14 protein-coding genes are annotated in these 16139 nt (G+C 72.6%); 10 read left to right on the top strand and 4 right to left on the bottom strand.

What is annotated here, in order from left to right:
• Positions 1 to 40: 40 nt before the first annotated feature.
• Together E1211_RS02520 and E1211_RS02515 are read right to left on the bottom strand one after the other, a co-directional pair.
• On the bottom strand, positions 41 to 223 hold the full coding sequence (locus E1211_RS02520; RefSeq protein ID WP_132344950.1) for a DUF397 domain-containing protein: 183 nt from the start codon (positions 221 to 223) through the stop codon (positions 41 to 43).
• A complete protein-coding gene (locus E1211_RS02515; protein ID WP_132344948.1) occupies positions 220 to 1017 on the bottom strand; it encodes a helix-turn-helix transcriptional regulator in 798 nt (265 codons plus the stop codon). Before E1211_RS02515 ends, E1211_RS02520 begins: the two co-directional genes overlap by 4 nt.
• A gap of 284 nt (positions 1018 to 1301) precedes the next feature.
• On the opposite strand from E1211_RS02515, the gene E1211_RS02510 reads away from it, so the two are divergent.
• From E1211_RS02510 to E1211_RS02495, 4 genes are all read left to right on the top strand, one after another.
• Positions 1302 to 1664: a hypothetical protein gene (locus E1211_RS02510; protein WP_132344946.1), complete on the top strand. Its 363-nt coding sequence runs from the start codon at positions 1302 to 1304 to the stop codon at positions 1662 to 1664.
• 125 nt (positions 1665 to 1789) lie between these two features.
• Positions 1790 to 2557, top strand: coding sequence for an SGNH/GDSL hydrolase family protein (locus E1211_RS02505; protein ID WP_132344944.1), 768 nt, complete (start codon positions 1790 to 1792; stop codon positions 2555 to 2557).
• Between the two features lie 130 nt (positions 2558 to 2687).
• The gene (locus E1211_RS02500) at positions 2688 to 4814 is read left to right on the top strand and encodes a hypothetical protein (protein WP_132344942.1); all 2127 of its coding nucleotides are present in this window, start codon (positions 2688 to 2690) and stop codon (positions 4812 to 4814) included.
• A gap of 111 nt (positions 4815 to 4925) precedes the next feature.
• Positions 4926 to 5828 (top strand): sulfurtransferase, encoded by a 903-nt coding sequence (locus E1211_RS02495; RefSeq protein WP_132344940.1) that lies wholly within the window; start codon positions 4926 to 4928, stop codon positions 5826 to 5828.
• A gap of 74 nt (positions 5829 to 5902) precedes the next feature.
• Here E1211_RS02495 and E1211_RS32300 read toward each other — a convergent pair whose 3' ends face one another.
• Positions 5903 to 6208, bottom strand: coding sequence for a hypothetical protein (locus E1211_RS32300; protein ID WP_165947145.1), 306 nt, complete (start codon positions 6206 to 6208; stop codon positions 5903 to 5905).
• On the opposite strand from E1211_RS32300, the gene E1211_RS02490 reads away from it, so the two are divergent.
• Positions 6202 to 6771 (top strand): VanZ family protein, encoded by a 570-nt coding sequence (locus tag E1211_RS02490; RefSeq protein WP_132344938.1) that lies wholly within the window; start codon positions 6202 to 6204, stop codon positions 6769 to 6771. The two genes, E1211_RS32300 and E1211_RS02490, sit on opposite strands and share 7 nt — an antisense overlap.
• Here the strand turns inward: E1211_RS02490 and E1211_RS02485 are convergent.
• Positions 6662 to 7945 carry an MFS transporter gene (locus E1211_RS02485; RefSeq protein ID WP_132344936.1) on the bottom strand — a complete coding sequence of 428 codons (1284 nt, stop codon included), beginning with the start codon at positions 7943 to 7945 and terminating at the stop codon, positions 6662 to 6664. The genes E1211_RS02490 and E1211_RS02485 overlap by 110 nt on opposite strands.
• A 119-nt stretch (positions 7946 to 8064) precedes the next feature.
• On the opposite strand from E1211_RS02485, the gene E1211_RS02480 reads away from it, so the two are divergent.
• The 5 genes from E1211_RS02480 (at position 8065) to E1211_RS02460 (ending at position 16067) form a co-directional block, all read left to right on the top strand.
• Complete coding sequence (locus tag E1211_RS02480; protein ID WP_132344934.1) at positions 8065 to 9852, top strand: HSP90 family protein; 1788 nt, start codon at positions 8065 to 8067, stop codon at positions 9850 to 9852.
• A 3-nt stretch (positions 9853 to 9855) separates the two neighbouring features.
• Positions 9856 to 12723 (top strand): hypothetical protein, encoded by a 2868-nt coding sequence (locus E1211_RS02475; protein WP_243709301.1) that lies wholly within the window; start codon positions 9856 to 9858, stop codon positions 12721 to 12723.
• A gap of 112 nt (positions 12724 to 12835) precedes the next feature.
• Positions 12836 to 13435, top strand: coding sequence for a TetR/AcrR family transcriptional regulator (locus E1211_RS02470; RefSeq protein ID WP_132344932.1), 600 nt, complete (start codon positions 12836 to 12838; stop codon positions 13433 to 13435).
• A 223-nt stretch (positions 13436 to 13658) separates the two neighbouring features.
• Entirely contained in the window at positions 13659 to 14996 is a 1338-nt protein-coding gene (locus E1211_RS02465; RefSeq protein ID WP_132344930.1) for an acetyl/propionyl/methylcrotonyl-CoA carboxylase subunit alpha, read from the top strand.
• 159 nt (positions 14997 to 15155) lie between these two features.
• Positions 15156 to 16067 (top strand): hydroxymethylglutaryl-CoA lyase, encoded by a 912-nt coding sequence (locus tag E1211_RS02460; protein ID WP_132344928.1) that lies wholly within the window; start codon positions 15156 to 15158, stop codon positions 16065 to 16067.
• Positions 16068 to 16139: the final 72 nt, after the last annotated feature.

Raw genomic sequence — 16139 nt, 5'->3', positions numbered from 1 at the left:
GCGACGCAATTCGGAACGCGCCGAACAGCGCCATGGCCGGTCAGGGGCGTTTGGCGTACGCGACGAAAGCGCGCCAGGCTCGGGGGGTGAAGGTGAGGATCGGGCCGGTCGGGTTCTTGCTGTCCCGCACACCGACGACGCCCGGCAGGCTGTCGGCCACCTCGACACACTCGCCATTGCCGCTGCGGGTGGATTTGTGCCAGACGGCACCGGTCAGCTTCATGGAGTGATCACTTTCTTCATCAGCTCGACCGACTGCCGGTGAGGCAGCGCCTCGCTGCGGACGCTCTCCCATCTCGCGACCAGACTAGCCACGTCTTCGTCCTTGTCGACGGTCGCGCCGCCGAGCTGGTTTTCCAGGTGGCCGATCCACCCGCCGTCCATGCTTCGGGCAAGGGTGAACGGACCGGCGAGTCCCACGTGTGTGCTCACCTCTGCTGGGATGACGTGTACCCGGATGTGTGGCCGCTCGACGAACTCGATCAAGTGACCGACCTGCTGTGCCATGAGCCCCAGGAGGTTGTCGCCGGCCCGGCGGAGAACGGTCTCCTCGATGACCGCGACGAGCTTGGGCGGCTGCGCGCGGCTGAGGACGCCCTGCCGATCCAGCCGGACCGCCACCCGTTTCTCGACCTCTTCGTCGCTCAGCATGTCGTCGGCCCGGATCACGACGCGGGCGTAGTTCTCCGTCTGAAGCAGACCGGGAATGAGCGTCGGGTGGTAGCACCAGAGGAGTTGGGCGTTGCGCTCGGCTTCCAGCCACGGTCGGAACCAACTCGGCTGGCGGTCGCGCTCGGCCATCTTAAACAGGGACGCCAACAGCCCGCCGCTGTTCAGTACCTCGTCGGCGCGCGTGAGGAAGAACCGGTCGTACGGCCGCTGGCCCAACTCGACGGCGGAGACCTGGGACCCGGAGAAGTGGACGAGCTTCCCGAACTCCTCCTGGCTCAGGCCCGCGCTCAGCCGCAGCCGCCGCAGTTGTGCCCGGATCAGCTCAGCGGTCGGCTCGGATTCCACAGTCCCTCCACAATTCTCCGGACGCCGCCACGGCTGTGCCGCGTCGACGGGATGATCGCCCCGCCGTCGCCCTGACCTGCGTCGATGCCTTCCGAGCGTAGTCGTGTTGTCGGCAGGCTGTCACGCAGCGGATCGCCTCCCGTCCGGTCCGCTTCCGGGGCCGCCTCGAACCTCCCCCGCACCGGGGCGGCCCCACATTCGTGAAGGAGGTAGAGATGCGCGATCCGCTCCGCCGGCTCCGCTGCCGCAGGCCCGCCGCCACCGCGCGTCAACGGAGGGAGCCGGTGACCGGCGGCCGAGCGTGGCAGACGGCAAGCCTCCCGGTGCCGCGCCTCGGGCCGTACGCCGATCGGCCGCGTCCCGATCCGCCGGGTCACCCGCCGCACGTGCCGCTCCGGCCGCTCTGGATTTGCCGCGCCTGCGGGCTGCCGTGGCCGTGCGCCGAGGCGCGGTTGCGGTTACGTGTCGAGTACGACGGCCACCCCGTCGACCTGGCCATCTACCTGTCCGGGCTCTACCACGAGGCGACGCACGACCTGTTCCGGTTGAACCCGCACGACGGCCCGACGCCGCGCGAGCTGTTCGAACGCTTCGTGGCCTGGGGCCCGTACCGGAAAAGGACGATCGAGCCGCCGGGCGGCGGATGAGGGACGCCACTCGTGCGGGGTGCGGGTGTCATGTGCCACCTTCCACCGTCGGAGGGCACCGCCGGGCGGGCCCTCGGTGCCAAACTGGTCGCCGCAGGCAACCAGGGAGCGTGAAGGAGGCCGCCGTGCGCTGGCGCAGCTTCGTGGCGGTGGGCGACAGCTTCACCGAGGGGATGGACGACCCGTACCCGGACGGCAGCTACCGGGGCTGGGCGGACCTGGTCGCGACCCGGCTCGCCGCCGAGGCCGGCCCGGACTTCCGGTACGCGAACCTCGCCATCCGCGGCCGGCTCTTCCCCAACATCGTGGCGAACCAGGTGCCCGAGGCACTCGCCATGAAGCCGGACCTGGTCAGCTTCGCCGCCGGCGGCAACGACGTGCTGCGCCGCTCCTTCGACGCGGAAGCGCTGGTCACCCGCTTCGACGAGATCGTGGGGCGGTTCCGGGCGACCGGCGCCGACGTACTGATCTTCCGGTTCGCCGACGTGATGGCCCGGCTGCCCGGGCAGCGCCTGGTCAAGCCCCGGGTCGAGATGCTGAACCGGGCGGTCGGCGAGGCCGCCGAACGGCACGGGGCGATCATGGTCGACCTGTACGCCGACGACACGTACCTCAACCCCACGCTCTGGGGCATCGACCGGCTGCACCTCTCGCCGGCGGGGCACCGGCGGGTCGCCGGCCAGGTCCTCGACGCGCTCGGGGTCGGCTGCGACGAGGAGTGGCTGCTGGTCCCACCCCACCCGGAGCCGACCCCCTGGCTGGCCGCCCGGACGGCGGACGTGCGCTGGGCCGGCCAGCACCTGGCGCCGTGGATCAAGCGCCGGCTGACCGGCCGCTCGTCCGGAGACACGGTCACCGCGAAGCGCCCGATGCTCGGCCCGATCACCGACTGAGCCGCACTCGCCCGGAACCCGCGTCGGAGGGAGGTGGCCGTATCAGGGATGCCCGATGTCCGCCCGCCCGGATAACATCCGCTGCCCCCGCCGAGAAGTGCGGGGAAATCGGGGAAGGCGGATGTGGGGGATGATCACCATTCCTAAGGGGACGGTGCCGGGAGGACTACGGCGCGGAGCACTGGCCGCGACGCTGTCGATAGCGGTTGCCGCGGCGCTGGTGACGGTCACCGACGCACCGGCCACCGCGAACAGCATGCGATACGAGACCAACACCTCGTGGGCGTACACCGACTCGCACCGACCCACCAAAATCTACCTCGACCAGACCGGTGATGTGCCGGTCGGATCCTGGAAGGACGACCGGGGACGGAAGCACACGTCGCGCGCGTACTTCACCTTCGACATCACCCGCTACCGAGGCGCGGTCATCGAGTCCGCGACCTTCTCCGCCAAGGAGACCTCGGTCGCCGACTGCACCAAGCGGACGCCCGTCGAGCTGTGGCGCACGGCCGCGTACACGGCGGATTCCAGCTGGCGGAAGCCGCCGGCGGACAAGGCGAAGCTGTACGTGAGTACGCTGCCCGACGCCGCCGGGTGCCCCGCGCCCTACGTGGAGTGGGACGCCGCGGAAGGGCTGCGGCAGGCGCTCGCCGAGGGCGCCTCGGCTCTCACCGTGTCGCTCCGACTGCCCGCGGGCCTGGAGCCGGATCCGACCGCGTCCCGCCGGTACGCCAGCACCGTCGGACTGTCGATCGACTACAACTACCCGCCCGGAGTGCCGACCGAGCTGAAGACGTCGGCCGAGGCGTGCAGCACGAACGAGCCGTACGAGCTTGTGCGGCGCGGTGACCTGGGCCTCTCGGCGGTCCTGCACGACGAGGACGGTGACGACACCGGCGGCACGGACATGCTGACCGCCACGTTCGCACTCTGGCCGGTCGACGACCCGGACGCGCGGACCGAGCGGACGGACCAGGCCCGCAACGGTGAGCGGGCGGTCGGCCTCTTCCCTGCCGACCAGTTCGCGCACGACCAGCTGTACGCCTGGCAGGTTCGGGCGGCCGACGACCGCGCGAACAGCGACTGGAGTGGCAGCTGCTACTTCCGTACCGACTTCCAGGGACCGGCGACCGCACCGGCCGTGTCGTCGACCGACTTCCCGTCGAACGGCGAGTGGGCTCCCGCGCTGCCCGGCGAGATCACCTTCGCCGCGAACGGTGCCGCGGACGCGGTCGGGTTCGGTTACCAGCTGAACTCGTCGGGCAACAACACCGTGGCGGCGGACCGGCCAGGTGGATCGGCCACGGTGACGATCACCCCTCGGTCGGGCGTCAACTACGTCGAGGCGTGGAGCGTCGACGCGGCCGGAAACCGGTCCGGCACGACCAGGTACGACTTCCTCGCCAGCGATGTCGGGCCGATCCTCACCGGCAACCTGACCGAGGTCGGGGTGCCGACCACGTTCGCCGTCCAGCCGCGGATGGGCGGGGTGGTCCGCTACCGCTTCCACCTGGACGGCGACCCGGAGCAGACTGTCGAGGCGGAGGCGGACGGCACCGCCTCGTTGACCGTCACCGCGACCCGGGGCGGCAACCGCACGCTCTCCGTGACCAGCGTCACCGGCGACGGGGTGACGGCCACCTCGGAGCGCAGCTTCCGGCTGACCACCGCGCCGAAGATCTCCGCCACGGTCTACCAGCAGAACGGCACCGGTGGGGGCCAGGGCGTGCCCGGGGTCTTCACGTTCACCCCGCGCCAGCCCGACGTGGTCAGCTACCGCTACCGCTTCGGAGCAGAGAACAGCACCGTGGCCGCGGCGGCCGACGGCACGGCGTCGGTGACCTGGACGCCGACGAAGGCGGGCTTCACCTCGCTCACCGTCTGGAGCGTGAACCGGGACGGCGTCCAGTCGGACGCGGCGAGTTTCGCGTTCATCGTGCGAGACCTCCTGCCGAGTATCCAGGGTCTCCTCTACGACCCCGGCTACCCGGCGGGTGGCCCGGGTCAGGCCGGCGATTTCTTGATCAGCTCGGAGGTGCCCGACACGACGGAGTTCCGGTACCGCTTCGATGACGGCCCCGAACAGGGGATCGCCGCCGACATCAACGCCAGCGCCATCGTCACGTGGACCCCGGAGCAGAGCGGCACGCACACCCTGACGGTCCGCAGCATCTTCGCGGACGGAACGGCCTCCCAGGAGCGGACGTACACCTTCCTGGTGGCCGACGCCCCGCCGGTGGAACCGGCGCAGTAGCCGACGACGCCGCGAGACGCCCACCCGGCGACCCGGCCCACCACCTGAATCGGTGGTGGGCCGGTCACGTTTACGGGTCGACCCCGGGCCGTCCGGCGTACCTTGGGGACCATGTCTGTGCCGAGCGATCCTGATTCCCGACTCCAGGCGTACGCGGACCCGCAGCGCCTGGTCACCACCGCCTGGCTGGCCGAGCACCTCGGTGACGAGGGGCTCGTCGTCATCGAGTCCGACGAGGACGTCCTGCTCTACGACACCGGCCACATCCCGGGCGCCGTCAAGGTGGACTGGCACCTGGAGCTGAACGACCAGGTGACCCGGGACTACCTGGACGCGAAGAGCTTCGCCGAGCTCTGCGCCGCCAAGGGCATCGGCCGCAACGACACCGTCGTCTTCTACGGTGACAACTTCAACTGGTGGGCCGCGTACGCCCTCTGGGTCTTCTCCCTCTTCGGCCACCAGGATGTACGGCTGCTCGACGGCGGCCGGCAGAAGTGGATCGCCGAGGGGCGGGAGCTGAGCCGCGACAAGGTGACCCGGCCGCGCGCCGACTACCCGGTGCCGCAGCGGGACGACGCCCCGATCCGGGCGTACCGCGAGCAGGTGATGGCGCACGTGGCCGCGGGCCGTCCGCTGGTCGACGTCCGTTCGCCTGGCGAGTACACCGGCGAGATGCTGCACATGCCGGACTACCCGCAGGAGGGCGCGCTGCGCGGCGGGCACATCCCGGGTGCGGTGAACAAGCCGTGGAAGCAGGCGGCCAACGACGACGGGACGTTCAAGTCCGCGGACGAGCTGCGCGCGATCTACGCCGACCAGCTCGGGCTGAGCCCGGACGACGACATCGTCGCCTACTGCCGGATCGGTGAGCGGTCCAGCCACACCTGGTTCGTGCTGCGGCACCTGCTCGGCTACCCGCAGGTGCGCAACTACGACGGCTCGTGGACCGAGTGGGGCAACCTGGTCCGCGCCCCTGTCGTCAAGGGCGACCAGCCCGGCGGCCTGAACCCCTGACGGCTGTCGACGGGAAGGGGCCCGACGCGCCGGAGCGGCGCGGCGGGCCCCTCGACGTAGTGCCGGGAGCAAGCTCAGCGGGGCCCGTCGACGTGGCACCGGCAGCTCAGCGGGGGGCGACGGAGATCTCGCCGTACACCTCGCGGACCACCCCGGTCACCTCGCCGGTCGCCGGCCCGGAGGACGTGCTCCAGGTAGCCGTTGAGCGGGTAGCGGCGGACCTGGGCGGTGGTCAGGTCGACCACGATCACCTCGTCGGTCTGGGCGAAGGCGGCGAGCCGCCCGTCCGGAGACTGCTGGGCCGCAGGGGCGCCGCCGCGTTGCCGGGCGACCAGGTCACCGGCGAGGCGCGAGCGCCGAATAGGCTGCGCCGGTGACACGGGTCTGGCGGGACTGGGGTGGGGTCCTGCTCGCCGCGGGCGCCGCGTTGCCGGTGCTGGCCCTGGTCGTCGCCGGGCTCGTTCGGGTACGCCGGAACACCCTCCCGGCCGCGGAGGCGTGGTGGCGCAGCGTCGCCGAGGTGGGCGCGGTCGCCGGGACGGTGCCGTGGGTGTGGATGATCCTCACCCCGCGCGCGGCGCCCCGTGCGGTCGACGCCGTACCCCTGCACGACCTGGTCGACCTGCTCACCGGGGCGCCCACCACCGCCGTGGTCCAGGTGGTCGGCAACCTGCTCGTCTTCGCCGCGCTGGGCTTCTTCGCGCCGGTACGTCTGGCCGGGCTGGCCGGGCCCGGTCGGCTCTTCCTGCTCGGCGCGGCGGGTTCGGTGCTGGTCGAGGTCCTCCAGTACGCGCTGGACCTCGGCCGGGTCTCCTCGGTGGACGACGTGCTGCTCAACGCGGCGGGGGCGGTCCTGGCCGGGCTGCTGTCCCGGCCATGGTGGGCCGGTCGGCGGGCGGCGTCGGCGCCGCAGCTCGCAGCGCCCGCCACGCCACGACGGTGACCAGCGCGAACGTCCCGGTGGCCGCGACCGTGACCGGCACCGTCCCGTACGCCCCGGCGACCAGCCCGGCGAGCGTCGCGCCGACGGGAGCGGTGAGCAGTCCGAGCATCCGCTGAGCCGAGCCCACCCGACCGAGCAGGGCGGCCGGCACCCGCTGCTGCCCGTACGACGTGCCGAGGCTGTTCCACACCGAGGTGCCGGCGGCGAAGACGGCCAGCGCGAGACCGGCCGGCACCGGCTCCCCGGCGAGCGTGAGCCCGGCCAACGCCACGGTCTGCACGGCGAGCACGGCGCGCAGCACGGGCAGCGTGCCGAACCGCACGGCGAGCCGGCCGGCGACCAGCGCCCCGACCACCCCACCGACGATCGCGGTCGCGGTGAAGAGCCCGTACCCGGCCGGCGACACCCGCAGCACGTCCAGCGCGTGCAGCACCAGGACGGCGAGCAGACCGCTGATCGCCAGGTTGCTGGCCGCCGAGAAGAGGGTGATCCGCCACAGTGTCCGGTCCGCGCGCAGCCGGCGGATCCCGACCGCAACCTCGGTCAGTACCGACGGCCGTCGCGTCCGGGCGCTCGGCGGGCCGGCCGGGACGGGTACCCGACCCCCTCGGGGCAGGGCGAGGACGAGAAGCGCGGCCACGGCGAAGGTGACGGCGTCAAGGGTGAAGGGGAGAGCGGGGGACGCGGCGAACGCCGCCCCGGCGACGGGCGCGCCGATAAGGCCCCCGGCCACCGCCGTGCCGGCCTGCAGGCGACCGTTGGCCCGGGGCAGGGCCGTCGCCGGCACGACGGAGGGCAGCAGCGCGAAGGAGGCGGCGTCGAAGAGCGAGGCGAGGGCGGCGAGCAGGAAGGCGACAAGCAGCAACGTCAGGACGCCGGCCCGGCCGGTGGCGACCGCCACGGCGAGCGCGGCCACCAGGGCGGCGCGCACGCCGTCCACCAGCGCCATGGTGCGCCGGCGGTCCCATCGGTCGGCGTAGACACCCCCCAGTAGCCCGAAGAGCAGGGGCGGCAGCTGCCCGGCCACGGTTATCGCGGCGATCAGCCGGGGGTCGCGGGTCAGTGTGGCGGCGAGCAGGGCGAGCGCCGGCGTACGCAGGGCATCGCCGAGCCGCGAGGAGACGGCGGCGGACCACAACAGATGGAAGTCGCGGCCGAGGCGAGTCGTGGGCACGACGGCGAGCCTGGGGGTTCGAGCCGGTCGAGGGTCAAGGCGCCGGGTGAAAGGAGGACGCGCCTGTCGGTGATCATCGGTACGGTGAGCGCCGGATTCGGACCGGGGAGCACACAGGCGTGGAACATACTTTCCAGGTCGACCTTCGTGGCGTCGTCGACCTGCTCAGTCATCACCTCTACGGCAGCCCGCGGGTGTACGTCCGCGAGCTCTTGCAGAACGCGGTCGACGCGATCACCGCGCGGCGGGCCTCCGACCCCGACGCGCCCGCGCTGATCCGGGTCGAGCCGCCCGAGCTGACCGGCGACGGGACGCTCCGGGTGCACGACACCGGCATCGGCCTCACCGAGGCGCAGGTGCACGAGCTGCTGGCCACGATCGGGCGCAGCTCCAAGCGCGACGAGCTGGGCTTCTCCCGGCACGACTTCCTCGGCCAGTTCGGCATCGGGCTGCTCTCCTGCTTCCTGGTCGCCGACGAGATCCGGGTCCTCACCCGGCACGGCGACCAGCCGACCGTCCGCTGGACCGGCTACTCCGACGGCCGGTACACGGTCGAGCCGGTGCCCGCGGGCGCCGGACGCAGCGAGCCGGGCACCACCGTCACCCTGGTCCCGCACCGGGACGCCGACCAGTGGTTCGCCACCCCGACCGTCACCGACCTGGCGCGGCTCTTCGGCTCGCTCCTGCCGGTCACCGTGCGCGTCGGCGACGTGGTCACCACCGCCGGGGCGCCGCCCTGGCCGACCACGCCGGGCACCCCGGTCGACCGCCCGGCCCTGATCCGGTACGCCCGGCAGACGCTCGGCTTCGACCCGTTCGACGTGCTGCCGCTCTCGGTGCCGGAGGCGGGGCTGACCGGTGCGGCCTTCATCCTTCCGGCGCCGGTGAACCCGGCGGCCCGGGCGGGTCACCGCGTCTACCTGAAGCGCATGCTCCTCACCGAGCACGCCGACGCCCTGCTGCCGGACTGGGCGTTCTTCGCGCACTGCGTGGTGGACGCCAGCGAGCTGCGGCCGACCGCGAGCCGTGAGGCGCTCTACGAGGACAACCTGCTCAACGCGGTCCGGGAGGCGCTCGGCGACCAGGTGCGGGGCTGGCTGGTGCGGCTCGCCAAGCACGACCCGCGCCGGCTCTCGGAGTTCCTCCAGATCCACCACCTCGGGGTGAAGGCGCTGGCGCTGCACGACGACGAGATGCTCCGGCTGGTCGACGAGTGGTGGCCCATGGAGACGAACGTCGGCACGCTCACCCTGGCCGAGTTCCGCCAGCGGCACGGCCTGATCCGGTACGCGGCGAGCCTGAACGAGTTCCGCCAGCTCGCCGCGGTCGCCGCCGCCCAGGATCTCGCGGTGGTGAACGGCGGCTACACGTACGACACCGAGCTGATCGAGCGGCTGCCCGCCGTGGAGCGGTCGGTGCTGATCGAGCGCTTGGAGCCGAGCGACCTGACCACCCGCTTCGACAACCTCGACCCGACGGTCGAGCTGGCCCTGCGGCCGTTCCTCACCGCCGCCCAGCGGGCGCTGGAGCGGACGGGCTGCGAGGTGGTGATCCGAGCGTACGAACCGGTCTCGCTGCCCGCGCTCTACCTGGTGAGCCGCTCGGCCGCGTTCAACGACCAGCTCGCGGCGAGCCGGGACAAGGCCGACGAGCTCTGGGGAGGGGTGCTCGACGCGCTCGCCGCGTCCGCGCCGCCGGACCGCCCGCAGCTGGTGCTCAACCATCGCAACCCGCTCGTCCGCCGGGTCGCCACGCTCACCGACCCGGACCTGGTCGGGCTCGCCGTCGAGGCGCTCTACGGGCAGGCGCTGCTGCTCGGGCACCATCCGATCCGCGCGGCCGACGCCGCGCTGCTGAACAGTTCTTTCCTCGGCCTGCTCGGCCGGGCCGTACCCGGACGGGAGTGAGCGGTGGACACGAACGAGGACCTGTGGCGGGTGTTCCGCGAGGTCGGCAACATGCCGTACGGGCCGGGGCAGATCGCCGCGCTGGAGCAGCTGCTCCGGCGGGTCGACGTGGCCGAGGACCGGGAACTCGCCTTCGTCACCAGGTTGCAGGGCACCAACGCGTACACCTACGGCGGTGAGCCGGCGAAGTCGTTCGTGACCTTCTCCTGGTGCCTCGCCGAGTTCGACCGTGACCCGCAGCCCTACCACGCCCGCTACGCGGGGCAGCTGCTCTGGCACTTCAAGTACATGGTCAACCTCATGCTGAAGTTCCCTGAGGTGCCGCTCGACCGGACGTACGCGGTCCTCGACGACATGGAGCGGCGGTACCGGGCCAGTGGACACGGCCTCCAGGCCGTCCACAAGCACCGGTTCCGGGTGGCCGAACACGTCGGGGACGCCGACGCCGCGTCACACTGGTACCGGCTCTGGCAGGCCACCCCGCGGGACGACCTCTCCGACTGCGCCGGCTGCGACCCGACCACAGAGGTGCAGTACCTCGCCGACACCGGCCGGTACGCCGAGGCGGCGAGCCTCGCCGAGCCGGTGCTCGCGGGGCGGCTCACCTGCAACGAGCAACCGCAGGCCATCCTGACCGCGCTGCTCGTGCCCTACCTGCGGACGGGCCGGCACGACGACGCGCGCAACGCGCACCGGACGGCCTACCGCCGGATGCGGGGCAACCTCTCCGACCTGTGGGACATCGGCGACCACGTCGAGTTCTGCACCGTCACCGGTAACGAGGCGCGGGCCCTGGAGTTGGTCGAGCGGCACCTGGACTGGCTGGACCGCTCGCCCTCCCCGGCGGCGGCCATGCACTTCGCGGCGACCGCCGCCGCGGCGCTCCGCCAGGTGGACGGCGGGCTGACCGTCTATCGGCGGGCAGCGGGTGACCGGCCCGCCACGGAGGTGCCGGCGGCCCGGCTCGCCGCGGAGCTGGCGGAGACCGCCACCGAGCTGGCCGCCCGCTTCGACGCCCGCAACGGCACCGCCCGCCAGTCCGAGATGATCGCCGCCCGGCTGGCGATGCGGCCGAGCGGTGAGCATGTGCCGCTCTCGGCGAGCGTGCGCCGTCGGGTGCCCCGCCCCGGTGCCGGCTCGGGGACCGTACCGGCGGTCGGCGTCGCGGACGCGGCCATCCCGGCGCCAGTGCGGCCGGCGGCACCGGAGATCCCGGCCGACGCCGGGCCCGATCAGCTGCTCGACCTCGCCGAGTCGTGCTGGCACCGGCACGACCGCCCCGGCTTCCAGGCCGCCCTCTCCGCCTACGACGAGCGGTTCGGCGCGACGGAGCCAGACCCGGTCACGGTTGCCCGCCGGTTGGAGCTGCGGGCGGCCGAGTTGAGCGACGACGAGCAGGTGCCGGCCGCGATCGAGACCGCCCGGGCGGCCACGGCCGCCTACCGGGAGCTGGGTGACGAGGTCCGGGCGCAGGTGGTCGCCAGCCGGCTCGGTGTGCTGCTCACCATGACCGAGACGGGCAGGGCGGAAGGGCTGGAGTTGGTGGAGACGGCGGCCGATTCCCTGGACCGGCTCGGGGACGACCGGCAGCGGGCCGCCGCGCGCGACCGGGTGGCGCTGGCGCTGATGCACGGGGAGCGCTGGGCCGAGGCGCTGGCCGTGCTGGAGCGGATCCCGGCCGTCGACGACCCGTACCTGGAGCTGCGGGTCGCGCTGCACCGCGCCCATGCGCTGGAGGAGTCGGAGAAGGCGGAGGAGTTCCGGTCGGCGGCCGAGCGGGCCCGCGGGCTGGCCCGCGAGTTGGGCGTCGGCGAGCTGCTGATGAGCGCCAGCTTGGCGTACGCCCGGTCGGCGGACGACCCGGCGGAGGCGGTCACCGCCTGCGACGAGGCGCTGGCCGTCGCGCCGCCGAACGCGCTGGTCGCGGTGCGGGTCACCCGGGCACGGGCGCTGATGGCTGCCGGGCGCGCCGACGAGGCGGTGGACGACTTCGCCGAGGCGGTGACGCTCTGCGTGGAGCAGGGCGCCGCGGGAGACGCGCTGCTGCGCTGGGAGTTGGCGAACGCGTACCGGGTCGCCGGCCGGTTGACCGAGGCGGCCGAGGTCGCCGAGGAGGCCGTGATCGGGTTGGACAAGCTCGGGGCCCAGGTCCAGGCGGACCGTTGCCGGTACCTGCTGGCCGGCATCTACCAGGGGCTCGGCGAGACCGACCCGGCGCTCGCCCTGCTCGAACAGCTCGCGGAGAACCTGGACGGTCCGGACAATCTCCCGCACCGCGCCGAGATGCTGGAGGAGGCGGGCGGGCTGCTCTACGGCGCCGACCGGGACGCGCTGGCCGCCGAGCGGTTCGCGGCGGCGGCGAGCACCTACGAGTTGGCCGGGCTCGCCGTGGACGAGCTGCGGGCCCGTCGACGTGAGGCGTACGCCTGGCTGTGGGCCGGTGACGGTGCGACGGCGCTGCGCGTGGTGGAGGTGATGGACCGCCTCTCGGCCGCGCTCGCCGAGGATCCGGAGCCGCCGGCGACGTACGAGCGGGCGATGGCGACCGAGGCGGCGGCCCGGGTGCTGGCCGACGACGGCCGTGAGGGCGAGGCGCTGGACCGGCTGGCCGGGGTGCCCGACCGCCTCCGGTCGATCGAGGCGTTCGGCGAGGCGGCGCAGGTGGAGATCTTCACCGGGGAGCTGCTGCTACGGCTGGAGCGACCGGCCGACGCGGAGCGGTTGCTGCGCGAGGTGCTGGGCGGGCTGCCGGTCGGCACCCGGCCGGTACGGCAGGCCGCCTGGCTGCTGGCCCAGGCGCTGGATGCGCTCGGTCGGGCGGACGAGGCCGCCGAGCTGCGCGCCGAGCACAACCTCGACCACGATCACTGATCGTGATCCGGGCCGGCCGTCGCGCCGGCCGGCCCGGGCATCGGCCGGCTCTGATCAGCTCTGCGGCAACCTTGCCTCCTCCTCGCCGTCCGCGCGGGTCTAGGCTTGCCCCGTGACGGTGGAGCAGCAGGCGCGCAGCGCGGCCGGTGCGAGCCGGCGTCGTTCTCGTAAGGACGAGATCCTGGAGATCGCGGTCGGTCTCTTCGCCGCGCGCGGCTACCACGGTGTCTCGATGGACGACATCGGTGCGGCGGCCGGAGTCACCGGGCCGGCCCTCTACCACCACTTCGCCGGCAAGGAGGCGATGCTGGTCGCCGCGCTCATCCCGGTGAGCGAGGGGCTGCTCGACGGCGGCCGCGAGCGCGCCACCGCGCATCCGGACGACCCGCGGGGCGTGCTGGAGTCGCTCATCGACTTCCATGTCGAGTTCGCGCTGGCGAACCCGGCGGTGATCGCCCTGCACCTGCACGAGCTGGACCGCCTTCCCGACGAGCCGCGGCGCCGGATCCGCCGCCTCCAGCGCCTCTATGTCGAGGAGTGGGTCACGGTGCTCACGGCCCTGCACCCGGGCATGCCCGACGGTGAGGCCCGGGTGTTGGCGCACGCGGCGTTCGGCCTGATGAACTCCACTCCGTTCCTCGGCGGCGAGGTGGACCGCCACCGCCGGGCGGAGCTGCTCCGCGAAGCCACCCTCGCCGCCCTCCTCGCCTAACCCCCACCCCCCGGGGCGCTCAACCGCGTTGATCAAGAGGTTTGCGTCATTTTCCACGCGGAAGTTGACGCAAGCCTCCTGATCAACGTGTCCAGACCCGGTACCGGCTCGCGATCGACACCCGGTTGAAGGCGTCCAGGGTGGGGATGGGGTGGGGCTCGTGCGCGGGGTGGGTGGCATGGTTCGCTGAGATCCGTCCCAACCCTTGGACGCTGGAGGAACCATGATCGAGTCGCTGCTGGTCGCCAACCGGGGGGAGATCGCCCGCCGGATCATCCGTACCGCAAAGCGGCTCGGCGTCCGGGCGATCGCGGTGCACTCGGAGGCCGACGCCGACCTGCCGTTCGTCGCCGAGGCCGACGAGGCGGTGTGCGTGGGGCCGGCGAACCCGGCACTGAGCTACCGCAACGTCGAGGCGATCCTGGACGCCGCCAAGTCGACAGGTGCGCAGGCGATCCACCCCGGCTACGGCTTCCTGTCGGAGAACGCCGACTTCGCGCGTACCGTCGAGTCGAGTGGGCTGATCTGGGTCGGGCCCGGCGCCGACGCGATCGCCGCGATGGGCGACAAGATCAATGCCCGGAACCTCATGGCGGCGGCCGGTGTCCCGGTCGCGCCCGGCACCACCGAACCCGCCGCCGACCTCACGGCGGCCACCGCCGCGGCGGCCGGGATCGGCTACCCGGTGATGGTGAAGGCCGCAGCCGGCGGTGGGGGCATGGGCATGGGCGTCGCCACCGACGAGGCGGGGCTGCGTGCCGAGTACGACAAGGTGCGCGCGTTCGCCGAGCGGATGTTCGGCGACGGCTCGGTGCTGATCGAGCGGTACTTCCCGCGCGTCCGCCACGTGGAGGTGCAGATCCTCGGCCTCGCCGACGGCCGGGTGGTCGCGATCGGCGAGCGCGAGTGCTCGGTGCAGCGGCGCAACCAGAAGCTGGTCGAGGAGTCGCCGTCCCCGGCGGTCGACCCGCAGCTGCGGGAGCGGTTCCTCGCCGCCGCCGTACGGGCCGGCGAGGCGGTGAACTACCGCAACGCGGGCACGGTCGAGTGCCTGCTGGACCCGGCCACGAACGAGTTCTTCTTCCTGGAGATGAACACCCGGCTCCAGGTCGAGCATCCGGTCACCGAGCTGGTCTACGGCATCGACCTGGTGGCGGAGCAGCTCCGGGTGGCCGCCGGGCTGGCCCCGACGTTCGACCCTGCGGCGCTCGCCGCGCGCGGGCACGCGATCGAGCTGAGGATCAACGCCGAGGACCCGAAGCGCTTCATTCCCGGGCCGGGCGCGATCAGCACGTGGAGCGAGCCGGCCGGCGAGGGCGTACGGGTCGACTCCGGGTACGTCGCCGGCAACACGGTCACCCAGTTCTACGACAGCCTGATGGCGAAGCTGATCGTCAGCGGGGCGGATCGGGCCGAGGCGATCGCGCGCGCGAAGGCGGCCGTGGCCGCGTTCGAGGTCGCCGGCCCGAAGTGCAACCTGCCCTTCTTCGCCGAGCTGCTGGAGAACCCCGAGTTCCTCTCCGGCGACTACGACACCGCCCTGGTGACCCGCATGCGCTGACCCCGCCGGCTCCTTCTGCGCAGCTCTCATTGATCATGAGGTTAGCGGTCGGACTCGTACCTTTTGTCGCCGCTGACCTCATGATCAACGTTGCCGGCGGGTGGGGTGACATGCTGGGAGGACAGGAAACAGCACCGCGTCACAGTGAGGTGACCCCTTATGACGAGCCTGCCGAACTCCGTGTCGATCCGGGAGGTCGGACCCCGCGACGGGTTGCAGAACGAGGATCCGATTCCGACCGACGCCAAGGTGCGTCTGCTCGACGCGCTCTCCCGCACCGGCGTCCGGCGGATCGAGGCGGTCTCCTTCGTGCATCCGAAGGCGATTCCGCAGATGGCCGATGCGGACGAGGTGTGGCAACGCGCCGACCGGGTCGACACGGTGCGCTACTCGGCGCTGGTGCCGAACACGCGCGGCGCGCAGCGTGCGCTCGCCGCCGGGTTCACCGAGATCGAGGTGGTGGTCTCGGCCAGCGACACGCACAACCGGCGCAACGTCAACCGCTCGACGGACGAGTCGCTGGATGACATCGCCGAGCTGATCGACCTGCTGCACGGCGCGGGCGCGCGGGCCGAGGTGATCGTGGCGACCAGCTTCGGCTGCCCGTACGAGGGGGACATCGACCCGCAGCGGGTGGCGGCCATCGTGGATCGGGTGGTGCGCGACGGCGCCGACCGGGTCGCCTTCGGTGACACCACGGGGATGGGTACGCCGCGCCGGGTCCGCGAGCTGCTGACGGCGGTACGCGACCGCAACGCCCACGTCCCGGTGCTGCTGCACTTCCACAACACCCGGGGCACCGCCCTGGCGAACCTGCTCACGGCGTTGGAGCTGGGGGTCACCGAGTTCGACGCCAGCGTCGGTGGCCTGGGCGGCTGCCCGTACGCCCCGGGGGCGAGCGGCAACCTCGCCACCGAGGAGGCGGTGCACATGTTGCACGACATGGGCATCGACACCGGCATCGACCTGGACGCCCTCGTCGAGGTGGCCGAGTTGGCCGAGCGCCTGGTCGGCCGGGAGCTCCCCTCCGGTGTGCTCCGCGCCGGACCGCGTACCCGCCTGGCCCGATAGGCGGGTTCGCCCTTGCGCGGGCGGGACCCTTCCGACAGGTGAACGAAGGGGGGCCGGCACGAGGTGCCGGCC

The sequence above is a fragment of the Micromonospora sp. 15K316 genome (genome assembly GCF_004348525.1).
Taxonomy (GTDB): Bacteria; Actinomycetota; Actinomycetes; order Mycobacteriales; family Micromonosporaceae; genus Micromonospora.
This window is presented reverse-complemented; position numbering and strand designations above follow the sequence as displayed.